31 protein-coding genes are annotated in these 24,990 nt (G+C 62.0%); 14 read left to right on the plus strand and 17 right to left on the minus strand.

Features of this window, described 5'->3' with window-relative positions; all coding sequences use genetic code 11:
- The first annotated feature begins 458 nt into the window (after positions 1-458).
- The 5 genes from Hrr1229_RS12755 to Hrr1229_RS12775 all read left to right on the plus strand — a co-directional run bounded on the left by Hrr1229_RS12755 (position 459) and on the right by Hrr1229_RS12775 (position 4,702).
- Positions 459-1,295 carry a COX15/CtaA family protein gene (locus tag Hrr1229_RS12755; protein WP_255212589.1) on the plus strand — a complete coding sequence of 279 codons (837 nt, stop codon included), beginning with the start codon at positions 459-461 and terminating at the stop codon, positions 1,293-1,295.
- A gap of 138 nt (positions 1,296-1,433) precedes the next feature.
- Positions 1,434-2,234 (plus strand): basic amino acid ABC transporter substrate-binding protein, encoded by an 801-nt coding sequence (locus Hrr1229_RS12760; RefSeq protein ID WP_123112542.1) that lies wholly within the window; start codon positions 1,434-1,436, stop codon positions 2,232-2,234.
- Between the two features lies 1 nt (position 2,235).
- Positions 2,236-3,033 (plus strand): amino acid ABC transporter permease, encoded by a 798-nt coding sequence (locus Hrr1229_RS12765; RefSeq protein WP_123112541.1) that lies wholly within the window; start codon positions 2,236-2,238, stop codon positions 3,031-3,033.
- Complete coding sequence (locus tag Hrr1229_RS12770; protein WP_123112540.1) at positions 3,030-3,776, plus strand: amino acid ABC transporter ATP-binding protein; 747 nt, start codon at positions 3,030-3,032, stop codon at positions 3,774-3,776. The genes Hrr1229_RS12765 and Hrr1229_RS12770 overlap by 4 nt, the downstream gene beginning before the upstream one ends.
- Positions 3,776-4,702 carry an amino acid ABC transporter permease gene (locus tag Hrr1229_RS12775; RefSeq protein ID WP_123112539.1) on the plus strand — a complete coding sequence of 309 codons (927 nt, stop codon included), beginning with the start codon at positions 3,776-3,778 and terminating at the stop codon, positions 4,700-4,702. The genes Hrr1229_RS12770 and Hrr1229_RS12775 overlap by 1 nt, the downstream gene beginning before the upstream one ends.
- 1 nt (position 4,703) lies before the next feature.
- On the opposite strand, the gene Hrr1229_RS12780 is transcribed toward Hrr1229_RS12775, so the two are convergent.
- On the minus strand, positions 4,704-5,780 hold the full coding sequence (locus tag Hrr1229_RS12780) for a zinc-dependent alcohol dehydrogenase family protein (RefSeq protein ID WP_123112538.1): 1,077 nt from the start codon (positions 5,778-5,780) through the stop codon (positions 4,704-4,706).
- Positions 5,781-6,050: 270 nt separating this feature from the next.
- Here Hrr1229_RS12780 and Hrr1229_RS12785 point away from each other — a divergent pair, with 270 nt between their 5' ends.
- Positions 6,051-7,175: a HAMP domain-containing sensor histidine kinase gene (locus tag Hrr1229_RS12785; protein WP_123114830.1), complete on the plus strand. Its 1,125-nt coding sequence runs from the start codon at positions 6,051-6,053 to the stop codon at positions 7,173-7,175.
- A 36-nt stretch (positions 7,176-7,211) separates the two neighbouring features.
- On the opposite strand, the gene Hrr1229_RS12790 is transcribed toward Hrr1229_RS12785, so the two are convergent.
- Complete coding sequence (locus tag Hrr1229_RS12790; protein WP_123112537.1) at positions 7,212-8,717, minus strand: replication factor C large subunit; 1,506 nt, start codon at positions 8,715-8,717, stop codon at positions 7,212-7,214.
- Between the two features lie 199 nt (positions 8,718-8,916).
- Here Hrr1229_RS12790 and Hrr1229_RS12795 point away from each other — a divergent pair, with 199 nt between their 5' ends.
- Positions 8,917-9,732, plus strand: a complete 816-nt coding sequence (locus Hrr1229_RS12795) for an enoyl-CoA hydratase/isomerase family protein (protein WP_123112536.1) — start codon at positions 8,917-8,919, stop codon at positions 9,730-9,732.
- A 305-nt stretch (positions 9,733-10,037) separates the two neighbouring features.
- Here Hrr1229_RS12795 and Hrr1229_RS12800 read toward each other — a convergent pair whose 3' ends face one another.
- From Hrr1229_RS12800 to Hrr1229_RS12810, 4 genes are read right to left on the minus strand one after another with little or no spacing between them, the layout of a single operon-like run.
- Positions 10,038-11,183 (minus strand): site-specific integrase, encoded by a 1,146-nt coding sequence (locus tag Hrr1229_RS12800; protein WP_123112535.1) that lies wholly within the window; start codon positions 11,181-11,183, stop codon positions 10,038-10,040.
- Positions 11,180-11,488 (minus strand): hypothetical protein, encoded by a 309-nt coding sequence (locus Hrr1229_RS12805; protein ID WP_123112534.1) that lies wholly within the window; start codon positions 11,486-11,488, stop codon positions 11,180-11,182. Before Hrr1229_RS12805 ends, Hrr1229_RS12800 begins: the two co-directional genes overlap by 4 nt.
- On the minus strand, positions 11,488-11,619 hold the full coding sequence (locus Hrr1229_RS18220) for a hypothetical protein (RefSeq protein WP_255212504.1): 132 nt from the start codon (positions 11,617-11,619) through the stop codon (positions 11,488-11,490). Before Hrr1229_RS18220 ends, Hrr1229_RS12805 begins: the two co-directional genes overlap by 1 nt.
- Positions 11,616-12,215, minus strand: a complete 600-nt coding sequence (locus tag Hrr1229_RS12810) for a J domain-containing protein (RefSeq protein ID WP_123112533.1) — start codon at positions 12,213-12,215, stop codon at positions 11,616-11,618. Before Hrr1229_RS12810 ends, Hrr1229_RS18220 begins: the two co-directional genes overlap by 4 nt.
- A gap of 56 nt (positions 12,216-12,271) precedes the next feature.
- Here Hrr1229_RS12810 and Hrr1229_RS12815 point away from each other — a divergent pair, with 56 nt between their 5' ends.
- The gene (locus Hrr1229_RS12815) at positions 12,272-12,580 is read left to right on the plus strand and encodes a hypothetical protein (RefSeq protein ID WP_123112532.1); all 309 of its coding nucleotides are present in this window, start codon (positions 12,272-12,274) and stop codon (positions 12,578-12,580) included.
- 1 nt (position 12,581) lies between these two features.
- Here Hrr1229_RS12815 and Hrr1229_RS12820 read toward each other — a convergent pair whose 3' ends face one another.
- Genes Hrr1229_RS12820 through Hrr1229_RS12830 form a run of 3 tightly spaced genes read right to left on the minus strand, consistent with a single transcriptional unit; the run spans position 12,582 to position 13,806 of the window.
- Entirely contained in the window at positions 12,582-13,061 is a 480-nt protein-coding gene (locus Hrr1229_RS12820) for a hypothetical protein (RefSeq protein WP_123112531.1), read from the minus strand.
- Positions 13,061-13,459 (minus strand): hypothetical protein, encoded by a 399-nt coding sequence (locus Hrr1229_RS12825; RefSeq protein WP_123112530.1) that lies wholly within the window; start codon positions 13,457-13,459, stop codon positions 13,061-13,063. Before Hrr1229_RS12825 ends, Hrr1229_RS12820 begins: the two co-directional genes overlap by 1 nt.
- Entirely contained in the window at positions 13,459-13,806 is a 348-nt protein-coding gene (locus Hrr1229_RS12830; protein WP_123112529.1) for a helix-turn-helix transcriptional regulator, read from the minus strand. The genes Hrr1229_RS12825 and Hrr1229_RS12830 overlap by 1 nt, the downstream gene beginning before the upstream one ends.
- Positions 13,807-14,281: 475 nt before the next feature.
- Between Hrr1229_RS12830 and Hrr1229_RS12835 the strand changes: the two genes are divergently transcribed.
- From Hrr1229_RS12835 to Hrr1229_RS12845, 3 genes are all read left to right on the plus strand, one after another.
- Positions 14,282-14,521, plus strand: a complete 240-nt coding sequence (locus Hrr1229_RS12835; RefSeq protein WP_123112527.1) for a hypothetical protein — start codon at positions 14,282-14,284, stop codon at positions 14,519-14,521.
- Positions 14,522-14,615: 94 nt separating this feature from the next.
- Positions 14,616-15,056, plus strand: a complete 441-nt coding sequence (locus Hrr1229_RS12840; protein ID WP_123112526.1) for a hypothetical protein — start codon at positions 14,616-14,618, stop codon at positions 15,054-15,056.
- Positions 15,057-15,082: 26 nt separating this feature from the next.
- Positions 15,083-15,283, plus strand: a complete 201-nt coding sequence (locus tag Hrr1229_RS12845) for a hypothetical protein (protein WP_123112525.1) — start codon at positions 15,083-15,085, stop codon at positions 15,281-15,283.
- 23 nt (positions 15,284-15,306) lie between these two features.
- Here Hrr1229_RS12845 and Hrr1229_RS12850 read toward each other — a convergent pair whose 3' ends face one another.
- From Hrr1229_RS12850 to Hrr1229_RS12865, 4 genes are all read right to left on the minus strand, one after another.
- A complete protein-coding gene (locus tag Hrr1229_RS12850) occupies positions 15,307-15,630 on the minus strand; it encodes a hypothetical protein (protein WP_123112524.1) in 324 nt (107 codons plus the stop codon).
- Between the two features lie 120 nt (positions 15,631-15,750).
- Positions 15,751-17,109, minus strand: a complete 1,359-nt coding sequence (locus tag Hrr1229_RS12855) for an ATP-binding protein (protein WP_123112523.1) — start codon at positions 17,107-17,109, stop codon at positions 15,751-15,753.
- 69 nt (positions 17,110-17,178) lie between these two features.
- Positions 17,179-18,135 (minus strand): Cdc6/Cdc18 family protein, encoded by a 957-nt coding sequence (locus tag Hrr1229_RS12860; protein WP_255212590.1) that lies wholly within the window; start codon positions 18,133-18,135, stop codon positions 17,179-17,181.
- 138 nt (positions 18,136-18,273) lie between these two features.
- Complete coding sequence (locus Hrr1229_RS12865; protein ID WP_148041742.1) at positions 18,274-18,816, minus strand: hypothetical protein; 543 nt, start codon at positions 18,814-18,816, stop codon at positions 18,274-18,276.
- 189 nt (positions 18,817-19,005) lie between these two features.
- Here Hrr1229_RS12865 and Hrr1229_RS12870 point away from each other — a divergent pair, with 189 nt between their 5' ends.
- Complete coding sequence (locus Hrr1229_RS12870; RefSeq protein ID WP_123112521.1) at positions 19,006-19,791, plus strand: hypothetical protein; 786 nt, start codon at positions 19,006-19,008, stop codon at positions 19,789-19,791.
- 385 nt (positions 19,792-20,176) lie between these two features.
- On the opposite strand, the gene Hrr1229_RS12875 is transcribed toward Hrr1229_RS12870, so the two are convergent.
- A complete protein-coding gene (locus Hrr1229_RS12875) occupies positions 20,177-20,635 on the minus strand; it encodes a hypothetical protein (protein ID WP_148041741.1) in 459 nt (152 codons plus the stop codon).
- A 263-nt stretch (positions 20,636-20,898) separates the two neighbouring features.
- Here Hrr1229_RS12875 and Hrr1229_RS12880 point away from each other — a divergent pair, with 263 nt between their 5' ends.
- Both Hrr1229_RS12880 and Hrr1229_RS12885 read left to right on the plus strand, forming a co-directional pair.
- Positions 20,899-21,801 (plus strand): hypothetical protein, encoded by a 903-nt coding sequence (locus Hrr1229_RS12880; protein ID WP_123112520.1) that lies wholly within the window; start codon positions 20,899-20,901, stop codon positions 21,799-21,801.
- A gap of 262 nt (positions 21,802-22,063) precedes the next feature.
- Positions 22,064-22,231, plus strand: a complete 168-nt coding sequence (locus Hrr1229_RS12885; RefSeq protein WP_123112519.1) for a rubrerythrin-like domain-containing protein — start codon at positions 22,064-22,066, stop codon at positions 22,229-22,231.
- Between the two features lie 368 nt (positions 22,232-22,599).
- Here the strand turns inward: Hrr1229_RS12885 and Hrr1229_RS12890 are convergent, their stop codons facing one another.
- From Hrr1229_RS12890 to Hrr1229_RS12900, 3 genes are all read right to left on the minus strand, one after another.
- Positions 22,600-23,205, minus strand: coding sequence for a site-specific integrase (locus Hrr1229_RS12890; protein WP_123112518.1), 606 nt, complete (start codon positions 23,203-23,205; stop codon positions 22,600-22,602).
- Between the two features lie 173 nt (positions 23,206-23,378).
- Entirely contained in the window at positions 23,379-24,467 is a 1,089-nt protein-coding gene (locus Hrr1229_RS12895) for an ATP-binding protein (protein ID WP_255212505.1), read from the minus strand.
- A gap of 192 nt (positions 24,468-24,659) precedes the next feature.
- The gene (locus Hrr1229_RS12900) at positions 24,660-24,923 is read right to left on the minus strand and encodes a hypothetical protein (protein WP_123112516.1); all 264 of its coding nucleotides are present in this window, start codon (positions 24,921-24,923) and stop codon (positions 24,660-24,662) included.
- Between the last annotated feature and the right edge of the window lie 67 nt (positions 24,924-24,990).

A 24,990-nucleotide genomic window follows, 5' to 3' on the forward strand; every position in this document is an offset into this window, starting at 1 on the left:
ATCGCGTATCGACGGTGACCACCTCCAAAGCCCCAGTCCCGACGACTTGGGGGCCTCGTTGCGCTCCTCGCTCGTTCGCTCCGCTCACTCGCTGCGGTGCTTACTTCGGCCGCCTTCGTCGTCGGGACTGCCCCTTTGAGTCCCACCCCACACCGCTCCGCACAGCACCTCACACCTCCCCAGCCTCGTCGGACCGGCGCGGCCGCGCCGGTCCGACTCCCTCGCGGGCTCCTCGCGCCCGTTGGGCGCTCGGAGGCGCGCCACCGCACAGCACCGCGCCGTTTATTTATAAGTAGGCGGCGCTGTCGGGCGGTCCGACACCCGTCCTCTTCGTTCGGTCTCGTTCCCGTCCGCGTGGAGCGTCCGAACGGTCTAAGTGCGCTCGCTCCCGAACTCGGGTAATGAGTCTTCGGCCCGCGTGGCTGACCTTCAGGCGATACGCGGCGGCGACGACGGGGATGACGCTGACGCTGTTCGCGCTCGGCGTCTACACCGCGGCGACCGGCTCCGGGCTGGCGTGCGAGGCCCAGTGGCCGCTCTGTTCGGACCAGCTCATCCCCGCGATGACGATCAACCCGGACTTCATCGAGTGGTTCCACCGCGCGTGGGCGATGATCACCGGGTTCCTCATCATCGGGACCGCCGGCTGGACGTGGCTCGGGAGCTTCGACCGCCGGACCCGGTTCGCGGCGACGCTCGCGGTGCTCATCCTGCCGGTGCAGATCACGGTCGGCGCGATCACCGTCACCGTCGGCGGGCTCGTCCCCGGCGGCTACACCGTCTCGACGCACGCGGCCCACCTGATCGTCGCGCTGACGATCTTCACGCTGCTCGGCCTGGCGACCATCTGGGGCGGCGGGCGGGGGTCGACGCGGCTCCTCCGGATCGCGACGACCGTCGCCGTCGCGGGGATCGTCGCCAGCGCGGTGTTCTCGCGGGCGGTCCCGTTCGTGACGTACTCGCCGGGCGCGCAGGCCGGGTTTTACGTCACCGGGCTCGCCGGCCACTTGGGGCTCGTCGCGACGGTCGCGTTCGCCACCGAGGCCGTCCGCTCGGGCTACGCGGGCGTGAGCCGCTCGACGGCCGGGCGGGTCCGGCTGCTCGCCGGCGGTGCGATGGCCGCGCTCGTCCTGACGCTCCTGCTGGGCCGCGATCTGGTGTTATACACCGCGGTCTGGGAGCAGCTCAACCTCGTCGCGCTGGCCGCGGCCGCCGCGCTCGCCGCGGGGGCAGCGTGGGTCGCGCGCGGCGCCGACGGCGCCGGCACCGCGACGGAGCCGATCGGCGGCGACTGAGCGGTCCCGGCGGCGAGTCGCTCACCTCGGACGGGCGGGCCGATCCACCGGATCGATCCGGAGGGATTCGGGCGACCGCCGTCGAGCCGCCTCGTCCGCGGAGGAAAGGTTAAAATCGGTTCACGTTCTCACACCGGTATGCCATACCGCACGGAGACCGACGTGAGTCGGCGGACGTACCTGAAGCTGACCGGCGGCGCCAGCGCCGTCGGGCTCTCCGGAGTCGCCGGGTGCCTCGGCGGCGGGAGCGACACCACGATCACGCCCGGCACCGCGCCCGGGTTCCCGCCGTTCGAGATGCAGGAGGACGGGGAGCTGATCGGGTTCGACATCGATCTGCTGGAGGCCGTCGTCGGCGAGACCGAGTACGAGATCGGCGAGTGGGAGACCTTCGAGTTCGACTCGCTCATCCCGGCGCTGACCCAGAACGAGCAGATCGACGTCATCGCGGCCGCCATGACGATCACCGAGGACCGCCAGGAGACGATCGCCTTCTCCGATCCCTACTGGGAGTCGGATCAGGCGATTCTCGTGCGCGAGGGCGGCAGCTTCCAGCCCGAGGCGTGGGAGGACTTCGAGGGCGTCGCGGTCGGCGCGCAGTCGGGGACGACCGGCGCAAATCAGGTGCAGTCGAATCTCGTCGACCCCGGACTCGTCGCCGAGGACGACTACCGCACGTACGGGAGCTACGTCCTCGCGGTCGAGGACCTCGAAAACGAGAACATCGACGCCGTCGTCATCGACAATCCCGTCGCCGAGACCTTCGCGGCCAACCGGGACGTGACGATCGCGTTCATCGAGGAGACCGGCGAGGAGTTCGGCTTCGGCCTCAGACAGGGCGAGTCCGAGCTCCAGTCGGCGCTCAACGACGGGCTCGCGACCGTCCGCGACAACGGTGATTACGAGGAGATAACCAACACCTGGTTCGGGCAGGAGTAGGATGTCGGTCTCCGGGACGCTCGCGCTCGTGGCGGCCGAGAGTCTCGACCCTGCGGCTCAAGCCGTGACCGGGACACGACCGGCCGGAATCGCTCCCGCGTTCATCGGCGAGGCCGCAGACTGGGAGTTCGTCCTCAGGAACGCCGACTACCTCGGCGTCGGCGCCCTGTTGACGATCGGGCTCACCATCGCGTCGATCCTCCTCGGCTTCCTCGTCGGCTTCCCGGCGGGCGCGATCGAGGTGTACGGCGACGGGTATCTCAAACGAGCCGTCAGCGTCGCGGGCGTCGTTCTCCGGGGGACGCCGATCGTCGTGATCCTCATCGTGATGTACTTCGTCGTCGGCGTCCCGCAGATCAACCTCGGGGTCGCGTCGGTCTCCTCGGCGGTCACCGCCGGGATACTCGGCCTCGGCCTCCGCAGCGCCGCCTACCAGTCGCAGATCTTCCGCGCGGCGCTGTCGAGCGTCGACGCCGGACAGCTGGAGGCCGGCCGGTCCATCGGGCTCTCGCGGTTCGAGGCGGTCCGGTACGTCGTCGTGCCGCAGGCCCTGCGCCGGTCGATCCCCGGGTTCCAAAACGAGTTCACGATCGTGTTGAAGGACACGAGTATCGTCTTCGCGATCGGGCTCGCCGAACTGCTGACCCGCGGGTACGACCTGTTCTCGGAGCAGACGACCGCGGTGCTCGAAGTCATCCTCTTTATCAGTGCAATCTACTTCGTCCTCACGTTCACGACGAACCGCGCGCTCGACCGCCTCGGCAGCTACTACGCGATCCCGGAGGGTGAGTCGGCGTGAGTGACGGCGACTTCCTCACCGTGTCCGACGTCTCGAAGTGGTACGGCGACGAGCAGGTGCTTCACGACGTCTCCTTCGAGATGGACCGCGGCGACGTGACCGTCCTGATCGGCCCGTCCGGCTCCGGCAAGTCGACGATGCTGCGCTGTGTCAACCGGCTCGCGGAGGCGCAGGAGGGGTCGATCCGGCTCGACGGCGAGGAGGTGCTCTCGCCGGACCTCGACGTCGACGACCTCCGCCGGGAGGTCGGCATGGTGTTCCAGGGGTTCAATCTGTTCGCGCACCTCACCGCGCTTAACAACGTCGCGCTCGGTCCCCGTCGGGTCCTCGGACTCTCGGAGGCCGACGCTCGGGAGCGCGCGGAGGACCAGCTCGACCGCGTCGGCCTCGCCGACCAGCTCGACTCCTACCCCGCGGAGCTGTCCGGGGGTCAACAGCAGCGAGTCGGTATCGCGCGCGCGCTGGCGATGGAGCCGAAGCTCATGTTATTCGACGAGCCGACGAGCGCCCTGGACCCGGAGCTCATCGGCGAGGTGTTGGAGGTGATGCACGGGCTCGTCGATGAGGGGATGACGATGCTCGTCGTCACCCACGAGATGAGCTTCGCCCGCGAGGTGGCCGACGAGGTCGTGTTCCTCGACGAGGGGCACGTCGTCGAGCGGGGGCCGCCGGACCAGCTGTTCGAACGACCGGAGAAGGAGCGGACCGGCCGCTTCCTCGAACGCATCGCGAGTCACGACTGATGGCGAGCGCGACGAGACCCACGACAGTCCGCGAGCGCGTGGCCGACTCCGACCGCTCCGTCGGCCGGCTCCTCCTCGTCGCCGCCGGTGCGCTGTTCTGGAGCTGGCTCGTCGTCAGCTGGGGCAACCGATGGCTCGGCGGGGTCCTCGTGCCGGTCGGCGACCCGCTGGTGTCGGCGGCGGCGGTCGAGTCGACGCTCGCTGCGCTCCCCGGCCTCGCGGCGTACGCGGCCGACGCCGCGTTCGTGGTCGAACTCACGCCCGAGCTCGCGCGCGGGACGTGGCTCACCGTCGTGATCACCGCCGTGAGCCTCGTCCTCGGCTTCTTCATGGCCGTCCCGCTGGCGGTGACGCGGGTGTACGGTCGGTTCTCGGCGTGGGTCTCGCTCGCGTACACGGAGCTGTTGCGCGGCACGCCCCTCTTGGCCCAGCTGTTCGTGCTTTATTACGGACTCAACCTCGCGAGCTACGTCCCGGCCGCGCTTTCCGGCGTCTTCCCGCGCAACGTGGTGTGGGTGGCTATCGTCGGATTCACGCTCAACGGCGCCGCCTATCAGGCGGAGTACATCCGCGGCGCCATCGAGAGCGTCGATGAGGGCCAGATCACCGCCGGCCGCGCGATCGGTCTCTCGAAGCTGGAGACGATCTCCTACGTGGTGCTCCCGCAGGGGCTCCGCTACGCGATCCCCTCGTGGACCAACGAGTTCGTCTACCTGATCAAGTACTCGTCGCTGGCGGCGTTCATCACGGTCCCGGAGCTGTACTACCGGGCCGATCGGATCGCCGCCGAGACGTTCCGGTACACGCTCATCTTCGTCGTGACCGGCGTGACGTACCTCGCGTTAGTCCTCACCGCCTCGAAGCTGATGGGTCGCGTCGAGGACGCGGTCGCGATCCCCGGGCTGGGCGCCGATCGGGAGGAGTGAGCTACCCCTCGAACTCCGTGATGACCTCGACGCCGTGCACCTCGTACTCGCCCAGCGCGGCGAGTCGGCCCGAGACGGCCGAGAGCCCGATCTCGTCGCTCACGAGCGCGCCGGGGTCGACGTCGGTCGCCTCGACGAGCGCGAACAGGTCCCCGTAGCTCGTCGGCGGCATCCCGCGCGAGCCGAGAAAGGACACCTCCCAGCGGGTCATCCAGTCGGTCGGCAGCGACACCTCGCCGCGCTCGGCCTCGGTGGTCAGCCCCACTTGGACGTGCGTCCCGCGGGGTCGCACGGAGCGGACTGAGTTCCGGCAGGTCTCGGCGATCCCGAGCGCGTCGACGGAGACGTCGGCGCCGCCGTCTGTGAGGGCTCTGACGCGCTCCGGAACGTCAGTCGCGTCCCCGAGTTCGGTCGGGTTCACGAGCGCGTCGGCGCCGAGGTCGCGCGCGAGCGAGAGCGCGTCGTCGTCGACGTCGACGGCGACGACCCGGGCGCCGAGCGCGTCGCCGAGCTGGACCGCGGAGAGCCCGACGCCCCCGCAGCCGTGGACGGCGAGCCGGTCGCCGCCGCCGAGCCCGGCCCGCTCGGCGAGCGCGTGGTATGCGGTCATGTACCGGCAGCCGAGCGCGGCCGCGGCGGTCGCGTCGAGCCACGGCGGCCGCTCGACGAGGTTGTAATCGGCGTTCGGGACGGCCACCCGTTCCGCGAACGCGCCTGGCGCGTCGGGCTCGAAACCGAGCGCGCGCCCGTCGGCGCAGACGTTGCCGGCGCCCCGGCGGCAGTACGGACAGGTGCCGTCGCCGAGCGAGAAGGGGACGACGACGCGGTCGCCGGGCGCGAACCGGTCCACCGACCGCCCGACGGCGACCACCTCGCCCGCGGGTTCGTGTCCGAGGACCTGCCCGCGGGGGACGCGGTCGTCCGCCCACTCGCCGTGTCCCATCCAGGCGTGCCAGTCGCTCCGGCAGACGCCGCAGGCCTCCACCCGAATCACGACCTCGGCCGGTCCGGGCTCGGGGGCGGGCACGTCGCGGACCGCCAGCGGTTCGCCGTACTCGCGAAGGATCGCCGCGCGCATGCCGGGTGGTGGGAACGGAGCGTCGTAAAACCCGCCCGAGATCGAACGGCGGCGATTGAGACCGGATTCAGCCCGTCAGACACCTATTTTGTTTGTGATAAAACGAGTCACGGCGCGTACCAGCGGATCGCGCGTCCGACGCGAAACGCTCTTTTCGCCGCCCTTCTGCTTGATTTCATATGAGCTGGCGTTGATATCGATGGTAAGGCGATTGATAGTTAGGTAAGGTTTAATATCCTACAAGATAGCGGTCTGAACGTGAATTCGCCGATGGAGCGTCGACCGGGGGTCGCGTATCGACGGCCAAACGGCGACCCGAGCCGGTTCGTCGTCGAGGCCGGTGGCGAGCCGCGACTGGACGCCGACGCTCTCCCTCAGACCGACTGGTTGGAGGCCACGGCGGAAGCGGACCGCGAACGGCTCCGATCGGCGCTCGACGACGGGACAGTCGACGTCACGTACCGGCTCGCGATCGGTGACGACCAGACGTGGGTCCGAGAGTGCGGGCGCCGCGACGAGAGCGGCGACGTGGTCGGGTACCTCCTGCCCGCGAGCGAACGCGCCGAGCGCCGGCGCCGGCTGGAACGGGAGCGAGAGCGGCTGGAGGAATTCGCCAGCGTCGTCTCGCACGACCTCCGGAACCCGCTCTCGGTCGCCGTCGGAAACGTCGAACTGGCGAAGGAGTTCGAGGGCGAAGCGGCCGACGAACGGCTGGACCGAGCCCACGACGCCCTCGACTGGATGGACGACCTCATCTCGGACCTCCTGACGCTCGCCCGCGAGGGCCGCTCGGTCGAGGAGACCGCGACGGTCGACCTGCGTTCAGTCGTCGACGCGGCGTGGCGCACGGTGGGATCGGGTCCCGAGGTCGCACTCGTCGTCGACGGTCCGCTCCCGGCGATCGAATGCGACCGCAGCCGGCTCCGACAGGCGCTGGAGAACCTCTTTCGGAACGCGATCGAACACGGGGCGCCGGGCGACTGCTCGCCGAGCGAGCTCCCCGGCGACGTCGGTGCGGACGACGACGCCGCACCCGGACCGTTCGCCGACGACGGGAACGGAGACGTCGCGCCTCGGGACGCGTCGCTCCGGATATTCGTCGGTACCCTTCCCGGCGGGTTCTACGTCGCGGACGACGGTCCCGGGATCGAGCCCTCGGAGCGAGAGGCGGTGTTCGAACCCGGCCACACGACCGCGGACGACGGCACCGGCTTCGGGCTCGCGATCGTGGAGCGGATCGCCGAGGCCCACGGCTGGTCCGTGTCCGTCACCGAGCGCCGCGGCGGCGGCGCACGCTTCGAGTTCGAGGGAGTCGACGTCGTCGACGAGGCCGGATCGGCGGAGTCCGACCGAGGAGGCGTCACGTCCGAATCGGGCGGTTCGCCGACGGAGTAGCGGCGCGGCGCGCGGCGCCCGCGGACGACAGCGGCCTCAGACGAAGTCGCTTAGCCCCGCCTGTCCGTCGTCCTCGTCCCCCTCGTCGCCGGCGTCGTCGGCGACGTCGTCCGCGGTCGCGCCGCCTCCGAGCCCGCCGTTGGCATCGGTGTCGGTCCCGTCCGCGGCCGCGTCACCGTCGGCCGGATCCGCGTCGGCGTCGAGCTCCGCTGCCCGCGCGCCGCCGGCGAACGCGCCCTCGGCGTGGTCTTCCATCCGCTCCTCCCGGAGCGCCTGCGCGTCCTCGACGACCGACGCGACCTTGTTGGTGGACTCGCCGGAGCCGGTGACGAAGGCGACGCCCGCCTCGTCGAGGTCGTAGGCGGCCGCCATCGCGACCGTCAGCTCGCGGGGCTTGCAGTGATGGGTGACCGTCTCCAAGAACGGGAGCACCTCGCGGCGCGCGGTCGCGACGCTGCAGCCGCTCGCGGCCGCGATCCGTCCGACCACCTCGTCGGCGGTCGCGTCCGAGGAGCCCCAGAACTGCGGGCGGGAGTACCGGGTCCACCCGCCCTTCTCCCCGTCGCGGGCGGCGGCGACCCCGGCGGCCGCGTTGTCGGTCGCGTAGCGCCAGTAGGTGTAGTTCTGCGTGGCGCGCACGCGGCCCAGCCACACGTCGGCGTTCGCGAGGAAGTCGTACGCCCGGACCGCCTCCGCGGGCTCGTACACGTCCAGGACGTTGTTCTCGATCCACTTCGTGAGGTCGTCGGGCGTCTCGTCGACGGCGTACGCCGACTGGAGCGCCTCCTCCGCCGACTCCTCTTTGAGGACCGTGTCGAGGAACGGAAACAGCCCGAGCGCCTTGTCGCGGTCGCCGGTGACCACGTCTTCGACCGCGATCGAGTCGCGTCCCTCGGTCGCCGCCTGCAGGTCGTTGATCGCGCCGCGGAGGTCGCCGCGATTTCGCTCGGCGATGCGCTGGAGGGCGTCGGCCTCGAACTCGATCCCCTCCTTCCGGCAGACGTCCCGAAGGACGGGGACGATGGAGCGCGCGGAGACGTCGCGGAACTCGATCTCCTGGGTGGCGTTGCGGAGCCCCCGCGCCATGTCGTAGTAGTCGTTGGCGATGAGGACGATGGGCTGACCCGACTCCTTGACGAGCTTCGTGATCGCCGAGGCCCCGCCGCGGTCGTAGTTGCCGTGGATGTTGTCGGCCTCGTCTAAGATCACGAGCTGGCGGGAGGCCGTGTCGCCGCCGGCCGCGCCGCCCCCTGCCGCGCTCCCGCCGAGGGTCGCGTTGCGGGCGGCCCGGCCCGCGAAGCGCTCGATAACGTCGGCGGTGCGCTGGTCGGAGGCGTTCAGCTCGACCGTCTCCCACCCCATGTCGTTCGCGAGCGCGTGGGCCGCGCTCGTCTTCCCGACGCCCGGGCTCCCGTGGAGGACGACGGCCTCGCGGTGGTCGTCCCACGAGCGCGCCCACTCCGCGAACGCGTCGCGGGCCTTGTCGTTGCCGCGGACCTCCGAGAGGGTGCTCGGGCGGTACTTCTCCGTCCAATCGACCATTACCGGTGGTAGGTCGGTGCGGCGTTTAGTGGTTCCGGAGCGGTACGCCGCGGGGTCTCCGAGGCGCCCGGCCCGTGCCGTGTTCCCTCGGTCGGGCTGTGAGTTTCGCCTCGGCGAGGTCGTCGCAAAGACACGGCCGTCCCTGCGACCGCTGAATCGCACCGCTGTTTTGATTACCTGAGGCGACCATCTCCAGAGAATGACTGACGACAGGCTCGTCGAATGCGAGACAGTCGACGGCGCGGCGATACTTCGCCTGAACCGTCCGGAGAAGAAAAACGCGCTGAGCGAGGCCCTCGTCGTCGAACTCGCGGACGCGGTGGAAGCCGCCGAGGAGGCCGACGGGGTTCGGGCAGTCGTGATCACGGGCAACGGGGACGCCTTCTCTTCGGGATACGACCTCTCGGAATCCGGCGGAACGAACGACGGAGGCGTACCAACCGTCGAGGACGGCATCGCGCGCCAACAACGGGTCCTCCCGCTTTTCACGACGATTCACGAGCTCACGGTGCCGGTAATCGCGGCCGTCAACGGCGCGGCGCTCGCCGGCGGGAGCGACCTGGCGTTGACTTGTGACATCACGATCGGGAGCGATCGCGCGACGTTCGGTTACCCTGGCGTCCGGATGGGCGGGTTGCCGCTCTCGTTGATCTACCCCTTCGTCATCGGGATCAAGCACGCCCGAGAGCTGCTGTACACCGGCAAGACGATCGACGCCGAGGAGGCCGAGCGCATCGGCATGGTGAATCGAACGGTGCCTCACGACGAGCTGATGGACGAGGCGCTGTCTGAGGTCGAGGCGATAAAAAAGACGCCCGGAGCGACCGTCCAGATCACGAAACACATGCTCAACGACGTGGTCGAGATGCAGGGCTACCGCCCGGCGGTCAGAAACAGCGGCTATCTCGCGACGCTCTCTCACCAGACCGTTCCCGGACGGAAGTTCTTCGAAATCCGGGAGGAAGACGGAGTCGGGGCCGCCATCAAGTGGATGAACGAAACGGAAAAGCGATAACGCGACGCCCGATCGTCTCCCCTCGCTGATAGCCGCTGGATACTCCACTCCGATCGGAGCCGGTCGGTCACCGCTTCGTCGTATCCGATCTCGGTCAGGGCGGCACCAGCGTTCCGCCGAGTTCCGGCGGTGGCTCGCGACAATCAGAGGTGAGCCGCTCGGGACGTGCGTGTTAAATGCGCTTTTCGGGCGGTATACGGCTCCAAAATCCGATAATGAAAGCCAGCCAGAATGTTTATGGGACCGCTGAGGACAGCGAGTAGATTCAGAGTGCGGTTCATCCGATTTGGTGGTGTCGTTAAAGTTCATTTTTCGTATAGTTTGTCGAGATTCTGCCGACGAATCGACATCCGTTTCAGCTTCTCAGGTTGGTCGTAGACGCTGTTCACCAGCTCCACAGAGGTCGCCATCTTCGTCGCAATATCCTCCGGCGGCCACCCGCGATCGCGATGCCACGTCACCGAGCCCGTCCGCCACTTATGCGGCGACCGGACCGACGGGCACCGAGACTGCTGGCCGTTAACGCGTGCATCGCAATCCTGCGGATCGCGGTCGTGCGGACACTCCTTCCCGACCTGGCACGGCTGCGTCAGCTCGTACGCGCGGATCCGAATCCCCGAGAGGCTGATCCGACCGACTGACTTTTTCGAGGCGAGGAGGGCCTTCCGACCGTACTCGTCCTCACCGTCCGCCCGGAGGAACTGGATGTAGTCACGGAGCACGTCACCGAGATCCTCCGAGATGTTCACCGGGCGCTCGCCGCTGGCCTTCTTTTTCAGCGGGGTGTCAGTGTCCGGCCGGTGTCGGAAGTAGAGGAACGGGAGCTCGACGCCGCCGAGGATCTCCTCCAGGACGGACTCGCCGACGTCGAGGTCCTCCTGGTACCGAAGCCGGTCGAGGTCGTCCTCTTCCAAGTAGACGTCCTCCAGGTCGAGCGCGCGCAGCGACCCGATCCGGGCGCCGGTCTCCCACAGCAGGAACGCGAGGACGTGGTCGCGACTCGCGTACTCGAACCGGTCGAGGTACGCGAGGATGTCCTTCGCGCGCTGCGTCGGCAGCTTCTCGCGGTTGATCCGTTCGTCCTTCGAGACCTGTGGGATATCGATTTGACTGGCGACCGCGGGCTCGACCGCGTTTGCCCTGATGCCGAACTCCAGGAACTGTCGGATCGTTCCGAGCTGGTTGTTCAGCGTGTTCTTCTGGACGTCACCGCTCGACCGACGCATCGAGTCGAACCGGAGCAGGTGACGCCCGTTCAGATCGTTCAGGTTCTCGATGCCCTCGTCCTCGAGGAACTCGACGAACGGCCTGACACGGTAGCGATAGCTCTGGACCGTGCTCTCGGACTTGTCCATCTGCTGGCGCTCCAGCCAGATGTCGAGCGCTTCGCGCGGCGCCATCGGGATCAGCTCCTCACCGCCCGCCGGCGCCTCGTACTCGTCGTCCCTCATCGCTCACCTCCCAGCGCGCGGATCGCAGCGCGCAGCATCTCCTCGTCGGCGCCGTTCGCGAGCTCGACGAGCCGCTTCACCAGCAGGTCGGACTCGCTCGGCGTCGGCGTATCGGGCCACGGCGTGCCGCGGACCTCGGTCCAGAGGAGGTACATCGCCTCCTCGTTGAACTCCACTTCGAGCGGTCCGTTCGCCGTGATCAGCGTGAGGACGTAGCCGTCGGCGTCGCCCGCAGGCCCGTACGTTACCCCCGTAAGTGGGCGCTCGGCGTCGACGACGCGGCTCTCGACGTTGCGTCCGCTCATCACAGCTCCCTCGCGAGCTTCGCCTCGTGACCAGTCTCCTGGCGATGCTCCTCGGCGTCCCGGCCGGCGCCGGAGAGAGTCGATGCATCGCCGGTCCACGAACACTCCGAACAGACTGCCCGGTAGCTCATCGCTGGTCCTCCAGCATCGCCTTTTCCGCCTCCTTCACGCGCTGGAACTCGGCTTGATCGCCTCCGCTATCCGGGTGCGTCTCCGCCTTCCGAGCTCGGGCCACCGACTCGATGACGTTCTCGGAGGCGCTGGGATCGACCCCGAGCACTTCGTGGGGCGGTTGCCTCGTGGCAGAACCGGCGACGACCGCGTCTCCTCCGTCACCAGGAGGAAGCCGTGCCGCCGCAAACTCGGAGTCACCCGTCCGTACCGGGCGCTGGCTCCGCATCCGCGTCTCGTTGACCCACTTGAACACGTAGCGAAGGTTGTCTCGGAGCTGCGGCGACGCATCGCACGCGACAGCGAACTGCTCGCCGTCGTCGACCCATCGCAGGACGAAGCCCGGGTCGTCCGGGTTCGCGTTGTGGAGCGGCAGGCCGTTCGACTTCGTGTGCGAGTTGCCGATCTCGCCGCGCCACTCGTCGACGTCCATCCGGCCCATCTCGGTCGCGAGGTCGTCCGTAGTCTGAGCGATCGACGCCTCGAAACTCCTGTTTCGCTCGCGTTCGGTGGCGGGCGTCCGCCCGAAGCCGGCGGGCCAGTCGAGTCCGCTCACGCCGCGACACCCCCCGAAGACTGATGCTGGTGATGGCAGATACGTGAGGTAGACCGATGACCGACGACGTCCCCGACACCTGTGCCAGCTGCGGAAAGCAGATTCGCGGCCGACCCAGTGAGTGGAACCTCGACCCCGAGTGGCGGATGTACCTCGAAGACGAGCGAGACCTTGGCTGGTTCGCGAACGCCCCGGTCGTCATCTGCTGTCCCGGCTGTAAGGACGATCTCGACCGTCTCGAAAACTCCCTCTCCGAACAGCGGGCGTACGGCAGCGATGCCGACGCCGAAGCGGCTGAAGCGAAGCTCCACGCGGAGCTCGACGACCTCGATCTCGACTGTATCGTCGACCAGTTCGCCCTCTAACTCACGCGACAAACCGAGTCACCTCCGGACAGGTCAGCTGAACGCTAATGTCTCCCGTCGGCGACACACCGGAACCGGCGATCACGAGATCATGATCCCGGAGAACCGAACCGATGTCTCTCGTACCGGGGAGAGTGCCCGTGAGTCGAACGCGGAGCGAACTGACTCGGTCGCGGCCGATCGTGTTCAGTTTGACCTCCACGACGCTCTCGTTGCGCTCTAGGTCGTCGACGATCGCCTCAACGTCGCGATGGGCGCGCATATCCACCGGCGACGGCTCGCCGAGCGCCTCGGGGCGGTCGAACTCGCCGGTCTCGCAGTCCAACTGATCGAAGACCAGCACCGAGTTCGAGCTGGCGCCACAGTCGACGCACTCGTACGTCGCCAGCACCGATGTTCCGGTCTCGACCGCAATCTGCTGGACCGTGTGGTCAGTGAGTTCGAACGTCCGCTCTTTCTCGCGTTCGACGACTTCCGGCATCACGCATCCCCTCCGTCGTCTCGCGGGATCATCGCCCACTGGAGTCGGTCTTCTATGGAGAGCGCGACGCCGCCGAGTCGCTCGATATCGGGGTAGTACTCCGCAACCGCGACCTGCGGCGCCTCGTCCGGCTCCCGGCACCACTCCGGCGTCAGGTTCTCCTCCGCGTTCCGTAGGAGGATCTCCGGGAAGCGGTTGAACAGCCGGCGCTCGACCTCCTCGATGTCGATCTCGTTCGCGACCACGTCGCCGACCGCGCTCTTGTCGACCCACGCGTGGAGTCCCTGATCGTTCCGGTGGAGCGTGATCGGCACCTCGATGACGGTCGGCTCGTTGCCGTCGGCCCCGGCCATCGCAAGCTGCTCCGCGACGGTGCCGGCGTGCGCGTTCTCCGACATCACGCACCTCCGTCGATCGCTCGCGCGATGTGGTCGCGGCGCTCGTCGAGGACGCGGAACCCCTCCTCGGTGACGCGGTAGAAGTTCGACCGGTCGTCGATCTTCCCCTTCTCGACGAGCCCCTTCGCGGCGAGCTCGTCGAGGTTCGGGTAGAGGCGGCCGTGGTTCACCGGCTTCTCGATGACGTCTTCGAGGCCGTCCTTGATCGCGAGGCCCTTCACCTCGCCCAGCGAGGACTCCAGCCGCGCGCAGACGGTCAGGGCGTCGATCTGGAAGGTCGTCAGGTCGGTGTGGCGGATGCGGTGCGTCTCGGGGTCGGTCGTCGGCGTGGTGGAGTCGGAACTCATGAATCTGTGAACTGCGAGGTGTCTCGGCCGATCGCGTCGAGCAGGTTCCGGAGCGGAACGCCGCTGACATCGAGGCCGCACGGGGACAGCGTGGCGCAACCGCCGAAGCCCTCGAACGAGTAGCCGTGCGTCGAGAGCGGGCGATCGCACCCCGGACAAGCGTTGCTGTCGCCAGTGAGAACGATACCGCCGTGGTCTGTGCCGGGAGTTTGAAGGTTCCCGGACGGATTTGCTGACATGGCTTTCGTGCCCTAGACACGGAAGCCCACGCGGACCCGTGCTGGAACACGGGGTCCGCATCGTTTTCGAAGGGACCCATCGACGAGCGACGGGTCCGCGAGAGTGCTTCCGTAGCTACACGTTCAGAAGGGTGGGCACTTAGTTGTATTGGAGCAACCAGTTGTTTTGGAAAAGTTTGTTCAACGCAACTAACATCCACAAAATGATATAACCCCGGAGTCTCGTAATCTGAGTAATGGCAGGTCGGAAGGAGACTGTGAGCGACAAGGAGATTCTCCGTTTCTTCGAGCAGTCTCCGGACCACTTTTTGACGACAAACGAGGTAGCTGAGTACCTCGATTTCTCTAAGCAGGGCACTCGGAAGCGGCTCTACGCGCTCGCTGACGAGGAACTGCTCGATTTCAAGAAGGTCGGCAGGAATCCAGCGTGGTGGCTGACGGACGAGGGTCGGGAACTTCTCGAAACCGAGGAGTAGTCCAACGGCCAGGCCCGGTCCGACTGAAGCCTTTTTGTGCGACAGCGTGGTAAGCGGTGATATGCCTATCAGGAATGTGGGGGAGAGCGCCTGAATGACCAGCCTCGCCCTCGCAGTCCTAGAGATCACCGCAATTTCTGTTCCGCTAGTCGCGATTCTGGTGATCCAGATCCTCCGAACGGACGAACTGAACGAGTTCGTCCCTGACGATCTACTGAGGTATGTGAACCGACTCCTTATCGCGACGAGCTTGCTGTTCGTCCTTGCGATCGTCTCCTCGATGAGTCTCGCTTTTGAGTCCGGGCTCTCTCTGTGGGGGCTGGCGAGCGTGACATTCCTTGGAGTGGGTTTGTCACTTCTAGCGATCGTGGTGCTTTTCTTCCCGCTGGTGGCACTGAATCTCTTCGGCGAAAATACGGAACAAGCGACGCTCTCCGAGACGACCAGCGAATCGGAAGATGGTGAGGAAGATTTACCACCCCAGCGGAAAGAAGGATCAACTGAGAAGACAGCCGACTCGGAAAAAGAGACGTAGATCCGGGTCGGTTGGGGAGACCGCCCATGGCGATAAAAACACTCAATCCGCGGGATATCGACGACCTGTTTAAGTCGGTAGTCTGGGCTATGGCGATACTCGCTGGCGGCGTTGTACTCCTCGCAATCGGGGCGTTTACTGGGACCAGCGCGATGAATGTCGTGGGCTACGTATCCATCGCCATTGCGTTCGTGATTCTTATCCTGGCGAGCCGACCGGCTTGGTAGTAACCCTCCCCGACCTCGCCGTTTCATACCCGATCGTCCTCCATCCGGTCGACGATCACACCGCCGACGCGCTTGACCCAGTTAGGAATCACGTCGTCGGGAACGCCATCGCCGTCGTTGAACGCGCGGCCGATCTCCAGTGAACCGTCGGCGATCCGCGCGTCGAGCTCCCAGTTCAGTTCGTTCGCCGCCTCGATCTCGATGCGGAGCGTGGAATTCGCGTCGACGCTAACGACGACGCTCGCGCTGTACGGCCCGGTGCCGGTTTGGATACCCTCCGCGACGAGGTCGATATCGAACTCTTTCGTGCGTGCGCTACTGCCGTGGACAGGTGGCTTCGAGGCCATACCCGACTGTGGACGGGACTGCCTCTTGAGAGTCCTACAGGATGTTCCATATGGTTCCGGATGGTCGAGAAACGCAGGACGTGAGCGAGTTAGACGAGTTCCGGATGGTGTTCCGAATGGTCAATCAGATTTGTCCTTGTTCATCGTTCGCAACCCGAGTTCTGCCTCTAGGTCCCAAAGAGCATCACGGAATTCATGATATCTATTGAACAACCTGTTCTCCTGATAATGACTATGCAAATCAACCAATTCAGCGCTTAGATCTGGTATTGTCTTGCGAATCTCAGTATCCGACATATCTTTCACGCTAATCTCTTTCTTATAATCTCGGTGCTTGAGTGTGTATTGTCCCTTGTGATCGTCGTCTAAGAGATATCTTCTTAGATCATCTACGGTATTTCCCATTTTCTGATTACATATTCGAAGATCTCCATGATCACCCGAATATTTTGACTTGGACGTTAATTGGTCATAGCCTTCTCTATCATCCATAATCAAGCAAACCATAGCCGCACGCTCAATTCTATGGTAGTAATTCGGGATACTTGTAATAATATCGCGCTGGAGAGTCCGTTCTGCTCTTTCTAGCCAAAATATCCCGAGTAGATCATTCTTTAATGCGCTGTGTGTTAAGAACTTGATTGCAATATCGTCTAGCTTCAACTCGGCCGGCTGTGAATAGTACTCATATAATGCTTGCTTATTTATATAATCGTCTCCCCGACCTCTCCATTGGGCGATATCTTCGTTTAGCTGTTCGTCTAACGTACTTGCTGGCTCACGAGTAATCCTCTCTGTAACTTGTAAATCCGCATTCTCTGGGTTCTCCACTGTAGCTAGAGGGATATCACCTGTCTCTGACAAATTAGTTCCAATTCTCTCGATCCATTCTGGTCCGATCTCTATCGCTTTGTGTATTCCATCAAGGATTTGCTCTCGCTGTGCATTAATCCTATATTTCACAATTCTCTCAATATCTTGCTTTTCTGCAATTTTCTTCCCGGATCCTTTTCGTAAATATATCAGGCCCTCTTGCAAGACTACATTTCCAGCTGAATTCTGAATGGTATTTGTTGTCAGGGTAGGTGGGGTGTCAAGAGGCTCAATAGTTAGACATGCAAACACAGGATCTGAGGCATCGAATTTGTGCCATGAAACGATAGGAGCAGGCTCAAGATTGCTATCTATCATTTCTTGTATGTCACTCTCATCGTAACTGAATATATGTCGAGGGCCTTCACCCCTGTAAGATTCTCTTCCCTCTGTTATTCCTACAATAGCACCATCGTCATCAACTCCTACAAAAATATAATGTAAATCATGATCTGTGATTGTGTTCGATAATGAGGCAACATCTTTGATGAATTCTACTTTCTTGTTTTTTATACCTCCAATTTCATAATCGGTTTTGAAGTCTATCCATGAGTGTTCGTCACCACTCACTTCATCTAATATTTCTTCGGCCTCTTTACGTTCCATTAGTAATCCTCCTGTGACCACAACATATCGCTGTACTAATTATTTTTGTCATGTATGTCTGTAATCAATTCAGCTCTGTTTCAGATGTGGGCCACAGCCAGCGAGATCATATACCTTCTTTCCAGAGGTCCGTTCGGTCGTTACGAGCTCATAATGCTCCAGCTTCGAGAGGTGAGCGTCACGGAAGTACCGGATGCTCACCGGGTCGTCGTGGCGTTCGGAGTACCGTTCGTGGAGTTCGCGCTGGATGAGGGGCCCATCCTCTAGTAGGATATCGTACACGACGCGCTGATGATCGTTGAGCTTCGAGTACGTCTTCCGCGCGATCTCCTGCTCCGCCTCGGAGATCGAGTCCTCAACGAGCCGCTTCGGGATGTTCGACAGCCCCTCGCTGCTCGCCTTCCGCGCCGCCGCCCGGAGCGTCGTGATGCCCATGCGAGCGTCGCCGTCTGCGAGCCGCGCAATCGTCTCGAACACCTCGTCGCTCGCGGCGTTCGGCCCGAGCCCGGCGCGCGCCCGGCGCTTCAGGATCTCCGCGATCGTGTCCTCACCGTACCGGTCGAAGCGGACGCGGTAACCCACCGAAACGCGGGAGCGAACACGCTCGTCCAGGTCGGCGAGCAGGTCGACCTCGTCGTTCGCGATGCCGATCCACGAGAGCCCGCGGAACTCGTGGAGGTCGTAGAGCAGCTCGGTCTCGCGCAGCTGGTCGACTTCGTCGAGGATGACAACGCCCGGGCCGTTGAAGTCCCGGTGGACGCGATCGAGCAGCGTCGACGTCGACGCGGAGCGTGGGACTGCTGCGCCGACGAGGTCGCGGGAGAGTCGTTCGAGAACTGCGTTCCGCGTGTAGTCCCGCCAGCAGTTCACGTAGGCGTGCGGGACGTCGAGGATCTCGCGGCGGAGCTCGCGAACAGCGGCCCTCGCGACGGTCGTCTTCCCCGCTCCGGAGGGACCGAAGAGAAAGCAGTTCTCGGCGCGCTGGCCGTCTTCGATCGGCGCGAGGGCGTCGGTCACCTCGTTCATGTGGCTGTTCCGGCCGACGATCGGATCTGGAAGGTGGTCGTCTTCGAAGACTGATCCGTTGTTTATCACATCACCGAGAACTCTTGCCGAGGTATATAAAGTGAACTCGGGGTGTTCCGGATGGTTCCGAATGGTTTCTCATGGTGTCCAGCCGGTAATCTGGATAATGCCGACCAAGACAATCAGCACAGAAAGAATCGCGGCAGCGTATTGAGCATATCTTGGTTGGAGGTAGTTGACACGGTAGTAGTCTCTATCGTAGACCATGAATGTGTAAATTCGCCATCGGCGATTACCCGAACGCTTCCTGACCTCGTAATCGTAGTCATCGTCTGATCCGTAGATAGTCGCTTGGTCAACTCTCACAGCAGCATGACCTTGGTAGGACATAATCTCTGGTTGGAGTGTCTCTGTAGTACTCTGCCCAGGCTCTAGACCGAGCTCAACTACAGCAACTTCATCTCCGTAATCTTCCTCAGATTCGTCGAATTCAACCCGAGCTAGGATTCTCCCGCCGATTGATGAGTCGGAGATATTGGTAGCGGTTATCTCGAACTCGGGGTTTTGGTCTGTGAAGTATACTGTCCGACAGTTTTCAAGGTCCCCCTCAGCGCTCACTGAAAGCATATCTACGCTGGAATCCGATGTCTTCCGGAATTTTGCATCTCGACTAGCTGGCATGCGTCTTCAATAGAGGGATGTAAAAATGAAACCTAGGCAGGAGGCTCTGTTGAAATCCTTCGCAAGTGATATATTCTGACCCAGTCCCAGTCGGTACAGTTTATGAAAGCACTGTAGAACGGCTAAGCAGGATGTTTTTGGAAAAGTGGCCGATAATATAAGTGTGTTAAGCCGAGACTGGGAATTGTAATGAGTGATGAGGAGAAGAGTGATGACGCACTTGAGGTCTCATCACCCTCCAACAGCTCTGAGCTTGATGATAAACTGGACATAGAGGAACTCAACGTTGGACAGAATTTCGCCCATGACCTCGCCGCGCTCTCCGAGGCGTTCCAGAAAATACAAGAAACACAGATAGCCACGATTGCCGACTCATTCCAGTCTTTTGAGGCAATTCAGAAAGCACAGGTGGCTGAATTTGCGAAGTCATTCCAGTCTGCTCAGGCAATCCAACAGGCGGAAATAGCAAAGCTCATCGAATCTGTCCACACGGTTCAGAAGATCCAGCAAGCACAGATAATTCCGATTGCTGAACAGCTTCAAGAACTCTCCCGCATACAGGCGGAGATGGCTTTTGCCGATTTCCCGGACGAAGTTTTCACTACCGCGATAGCTGCTTCGACAGTCAGCGGTCGCACACGAACCAACCCATCATCACCAACAACGCTGTCCACATCTACTTCGGACCCGAGTATCGATGTAGAGTCTGCCTCAAATCCTTCCAGCGTAAATAATGAACACACTTGGTCGCTGTATCTTGAAGCGGCAGTCACCCTCGGAATGTACTTATCATACAAAATGGAGGGGTTGGACCAGTCTCAAAGGGAGGCTGCTGCTACGTTGTTTACAGGGGCTATCGTGTTCGGTGCCACGCCATACTTACCGGTGTCCGAAACCCCGTTAGTCGCCGGTTCAGCGGCAAGCACGTTCACACTAGCTGCGCTGAATCTTCGGTCGAACGAGGAGGGAGAATAATAAGCCACAACCGACTTTCCCCATCTGTCACATAACCTGTTCTTATTGACCGACTGTTTCAGACGAAATCTGTCTGAAGAGTATAATTTCAACAGAGCCCGCAGAGCAGAGGTCACATCTCGGACGGCGCCGGGGTGTTTATTTTGTCAGGTCAGTGTAATCCCCACATGGACCTCAGAGCTATCGGAGTTCTCGTCGCCCTCGTTTTCGGGTTGTGGCTAGTAGCTGTCATGTACTGTGGTTTCGCGATGACTTTCCCGACAATACTCCCCGGAAGCGGCTCATGCGGGGTTGTAATGCCATAATAACGGATACGTTCGAAATCATCAGTCGCATTCTCGTCAGCTGTCCGGGAACTGGTGGAGAGTCGGCCAAGTTCACTCAATTAGATTGCTGTCCTACCTCTGTGTCGCCACATTGCGTACGAATTGACGAGTGTTGCTCCAACAGCCATCAATCCAAAGGCTACAGGTGTCAGTAAGCCGGTTAGTTGTATGATGTAATATTCTCGAAAAAGTCCGTATCTGAATATGAGAAGGTACGGTATTAGTATCGCAACGAAGAGGAGTACCCTTGTACCACCCGCACAAAGTAATGTAGGCTCAGCACCGCAGGCCCAGCGCGTGTAGCCCCTCTCCTGCTCATTAAGATCAAATTTACCCAAACAGCCTGTAGTGATTGAGTCGCCGAGTAATCCAATACCAAGTATCCCCCAAAATAGTATTTGGAGTTCTGCTATTGGAAGCGTGGCCTGTATTACCCCTGTAATAAGGAAAGATACCACTGAAATTAGTACAACCGGATACACCAGAACGATTCTGTCAAGCGCTTGCGTCCACTTCATGTGTATACTTATTCATAATTTCCCCGGATAAGCGCGGTGTCTATGACTGGGTCGGATGCTACCAGCATATGGCGAGAAGCACCTCCTTTTCGCCCACCTGGCGAGTAGTCCTTCGATTTAAATGAAAGACCAAGCCGGTCAAACCCCCGAACCTGACAGAAAGAGCGTCCTGAATACAGAGGGTGGATGCAGCAGGAAGGCTCTCCAGAATACCCGACACGATCGAATGGAATTTTACTCGCCTGCTTCGTGCACCTATTTGAATGGACGACGAGATGTTCGTCGAGCAACTGCGGTCGACCTGCGCAGATGCGATCGAAGCGTACCGGGTGGAGTACCCAGACGCACCCCCACTGACCGAGTCACTCCTGCAAGATCTCGACGGCCCTCTCGCCAGCGAAACCGATCTCCACGAACGTTTTCAGGAGCTCACGCGATTCTACGACGACCTGTTCGACGTCGACTCGACACCGTACCGCGACAAATGGCGCGACCACCTCGTCTACGATTGTTCGCGACGTGAGCGCCTCGCGCTCCTCACGAGCGATCTGCCGGCGTCTTTGACGCTCGTGTTCATCGGCGGGCGGTACTCCGCCCGGACGGGCAGGATCGGCGTCAGCCCAGGGCGACTCCCCGAGGCGATGGCGTACACGTATTTAGCGTCGGAGCTGTGCCACGCCTATCAGCACCTGTTCGGCTCGCCAACGTGGATGCACCCGTATCTGCAGGAGGGGTTCGAACAGGCTGTCTCAGTCCGTGCGCAAGCACACCTCGCCGCCGAACTACAGCACGACTCGCTCACCCATCTCGCCAAGAGACAGCGGACGAAGACGCTCTTGGAAGGTGTTCTCGCCCACGGGACCCGCCGAGGTGGGATCGAACGGGTGGCCGTTCGCGATCTCGGTGTAACCGACGAAGAACTAGCTGCGCTTCATGCTCACCCGCTGTGGCGACTCTTGGGATATCTCCGACCACGGTATCGGTGGAGTAACGTTGCGTTCCTCCCTGAATATGCCCTCTTCGGCTCTATGCTACTCGTGAGCGAGGAAACGGACGTAGCGACCACCTATGCTCGGGCGTTCCACGGTGACCACCCGTGGACGTCGATCATCGATGAAATTACCGCATCGCCACCTGGCTGGCTCTGGCATCTCTATCATCGGTAAACCGGCATTGAACAATTAAGATCTGAGGCAGTCTGTTGAACACGAGACAGTATGTCGTACTAATGGTTCATTCCGGAGGAACTCTGTATCACTCTGGAGGGGAATCTACCCAGGAGTTGTCAGAATCGGCGTGCTGAATATAGAGAGTATAGTCAGCAAGGTGGTTTTCTTAGTTTCGTGCGGGACGAGCCGAATACGGCGGTAAGGAATCGTGTATCCGTAACAACGCTATCTTTACCCGTGTTAAGCGCTAATACGTCACATGACAGAGGATACCGTTCTTTCGGAAGAAGAGGCGTACGAGTACGATTCGGCCAATACGTACGAGTGCGAGGTGTGCGGAGGCCGGACCAGAGCAGATAGATCCCCCGGCGACTGCCCAGAATGTGGTGGAGATCTCAGGAATATCAGTACTTCACGAGAACAATAGACGCTCTGAGTACCTCAATTAGCTTGGCACAGTGGCGACGACTGGTTCGTGACCGACTCGCGCCCTGTATTCAGCACGGCCGCTAAAATCCATAAACAAAGGAATGTTCCTAGGCGTCTGTCCAAGAAGTGGGGGAGAGTAGGACACAGTCAGCTTCTATTGAGGGTTGAGAGTTGGCTAGGACTGAAGTGCGGTAAGATACTTTTGAGGCTTATGAGCAAATATGAATCAGCGACTAAGCCATGTCCGGAATGCGGATCATCGGATACACACCGAGACGTGACAACGGATATGTTCCACTGTGCTGACTGTGGGTTTTCGGATCCAATCGCAGAAGTACTAGTTTAGATTCGGCGAAGACTAATCGCTCACAGAGCCACCCCGCTCATCGAGTCGATGATGTTCTCCTCTGTCGGTGCCGCGAGGTACGGCTCGATCGCGTCGTAGGAGCTCCACCCGCCGAGCGCCATCACGATCCGCGGGGAGACGTGCTCCTCGACGAGGAGGTGGTTCGCCCAGCAGCGCCGGAGGTCATGCGTGCTCACGCGTTCGTAGTCCGAGTCCCCGCTCTCCTCGGCGGCGCCGGCGGCGGCCTTGCCGACCCAGTTCTGGACGGTGCGCTTCGTCACGTCGACAAGTGGCTCGTCGCGCGCGATATCCTCGGTCTGGACGTAGCGGTTGATCGTCGCCTCGACGTCGACGGGGAGCCAAGTCTCGCGCTGCTTCCCGTCGACGTACTCGCCGGTCGTATCCTTCCCGCCGACGACTTCGAGCTCGTAGTGCCGCCCGTCGGTCATCCGCGAGATGTGCCGCGGCTCGACGTCGAGGACCTCGCCGACGCGGAGCCCGCAGCCGCCCATCAGTCGGATGGCGACCTCGTGCTGGAAGGAGTCGGCGGCTCGGGGGAGCGCCTGGTACTCGTCGCGGGACATCCAGACGTTCCAGGAGCCGTCGCGGTTACGTTCGGTTCTCATTTCGTGCTTCTCCGCATCTCCATGAAATATGAAGGTTGTGGCGCACCGGGTTTCCGGAGTGATCGGGGCGGATTCGGGGTTGTTCTTTCGTGCTTGTGTGGAAACACGAACTTAGAACGAAGAGGCTCTATTGAAATCCTCTGAGACTGATAGGAAACGCTTGCTTAGAGATTCTATTCAGCGTCAACTTCGACACCAGTGATTTCGAATCGTGCGCCGCCCTCGTCACTGTCCGTCACGTGGATTTCCCATCCGTGGGCCTCAACAATCTCAGCAACGATTGCTAAGCCCAATCCGGTTCCCTCTTTTGTGCTTGAGTACCCGAACGTGAATACCTCGTCTCGTTCGTCTTCGGGGATACCCGGCCCTTCATCAGCGATGTAGAACCCAGATCTGTCTGGAAGTGCACCTACGTGAACTATGACGGTTTCGCTGCCGTGGTCTATCGCATTCCGAAAGAGGTTTTCAAAGAGCTGTTGCAGCCGATCCGGATCTGCCTCAATTGTGAGATCATCTTCGAGACGGAATGTCGCCTCTTTCGTGTTCACGACGGCCCACGCTCGGTCAGCAACGGCTGCTAGGGAAACGCGGACAGTATCATCGATCGGCTGTCCCTGTCGAGCGACCGATAGCAAGTCCTCGATGAGCGTTTCCATCCGCTTGAGTGCCGTCTCCACGGATTCAAGATTGTCACTATCATAGTTCTGCTGAGCGAGGGTGAGTCGTCCCGTGGCGACGTTGAGCGGGTTGCGCAAATCGTGAGAGATCACGCTGGCGAACCGTTCTAATCGCTCGTTCTGGTGTTCCAGTTCCTGTTTGCGGGCATCGAGTTTTGCCCGCTCATCTTCCAAGGCGGCCTGGTACTGCCGCTGCCGGGCGTTAAAGAAGCCGATCAAGAGTCCGCCGAGCGCGCCCGTAGTGGCCCAGTTCACCGTGATGAACTGGACATCAGCTAATGTGACTCCGTGTGCGGCCTGATACGGCACGACAGGATAACCGAACGCGACGCCACCGAGGAGTCCGATACCGGTCCACGCAGTAACGCGGGTCGTATACGCACTGTCAAGTTGGCTCAGGTAAAGCCAGATACCAGCGATCACAAGTAAGATCGATAGAAGGAACGGGAAGGCAATCCCGAGCAGCTTGGTATGGAAGCCCTGCTCAATATATATGTGATATAGATGGACGAAAAGAGTGAGACAGCCGACCAAAACAATCCCCATAGCACTAACCACGCGTTGCAGTGATTTCAGGTCCCTCACGGCTGTGAAACTGTGTGTCTGCCATATTATGCTACTGTTTCGTTAGTGAGCGGTTGGGTTCGGTAAACACACCCTTGGGACCGCCTAAACTACTCATTCCCAATCGTGATCCGATTTATGAGCGCCTCTATTCAGCATAACTGCTGGCACGTGTCATAGACAAAGGATTACAACAGAGCCAACAAAGAGAAATTAGTCTGCCTGCGGCACGCTCCGCCCAGCACCGAGATCGAGCGCTCGCTTCGCGGCAAGTCGTTCAACGAGTTCGGACTGAGCTAGTTCCGGGAGATCCCCTCCTTCGGGAATACGGACCACGTAGGTTCGCCGTCCCATCCGTTCGACGTCAAGGTGCTGTTCGTCCGGGAGGTCGCCGTCCTCTAAGACGCCGTCTTTCTCGAGGTCGTCGCGCGGGATGGTCACAACGCCCGATCCACCGTGGTTCTGTAGCTTCTGCATAGCTGCGCCGTACTGTCTGGGTCTCTTAAAGGTACCCCTGACATGGACGAAAGGTTACTCTGTCCCA

The organism is Halorubrum sp. CBA1229 (assembly GCF_003721435.2).
Classification (GTDB): Archaea; Halobacteriota; Halobacteria; order Halobacteriales; family Haloferacaceae; genus Halorubrum.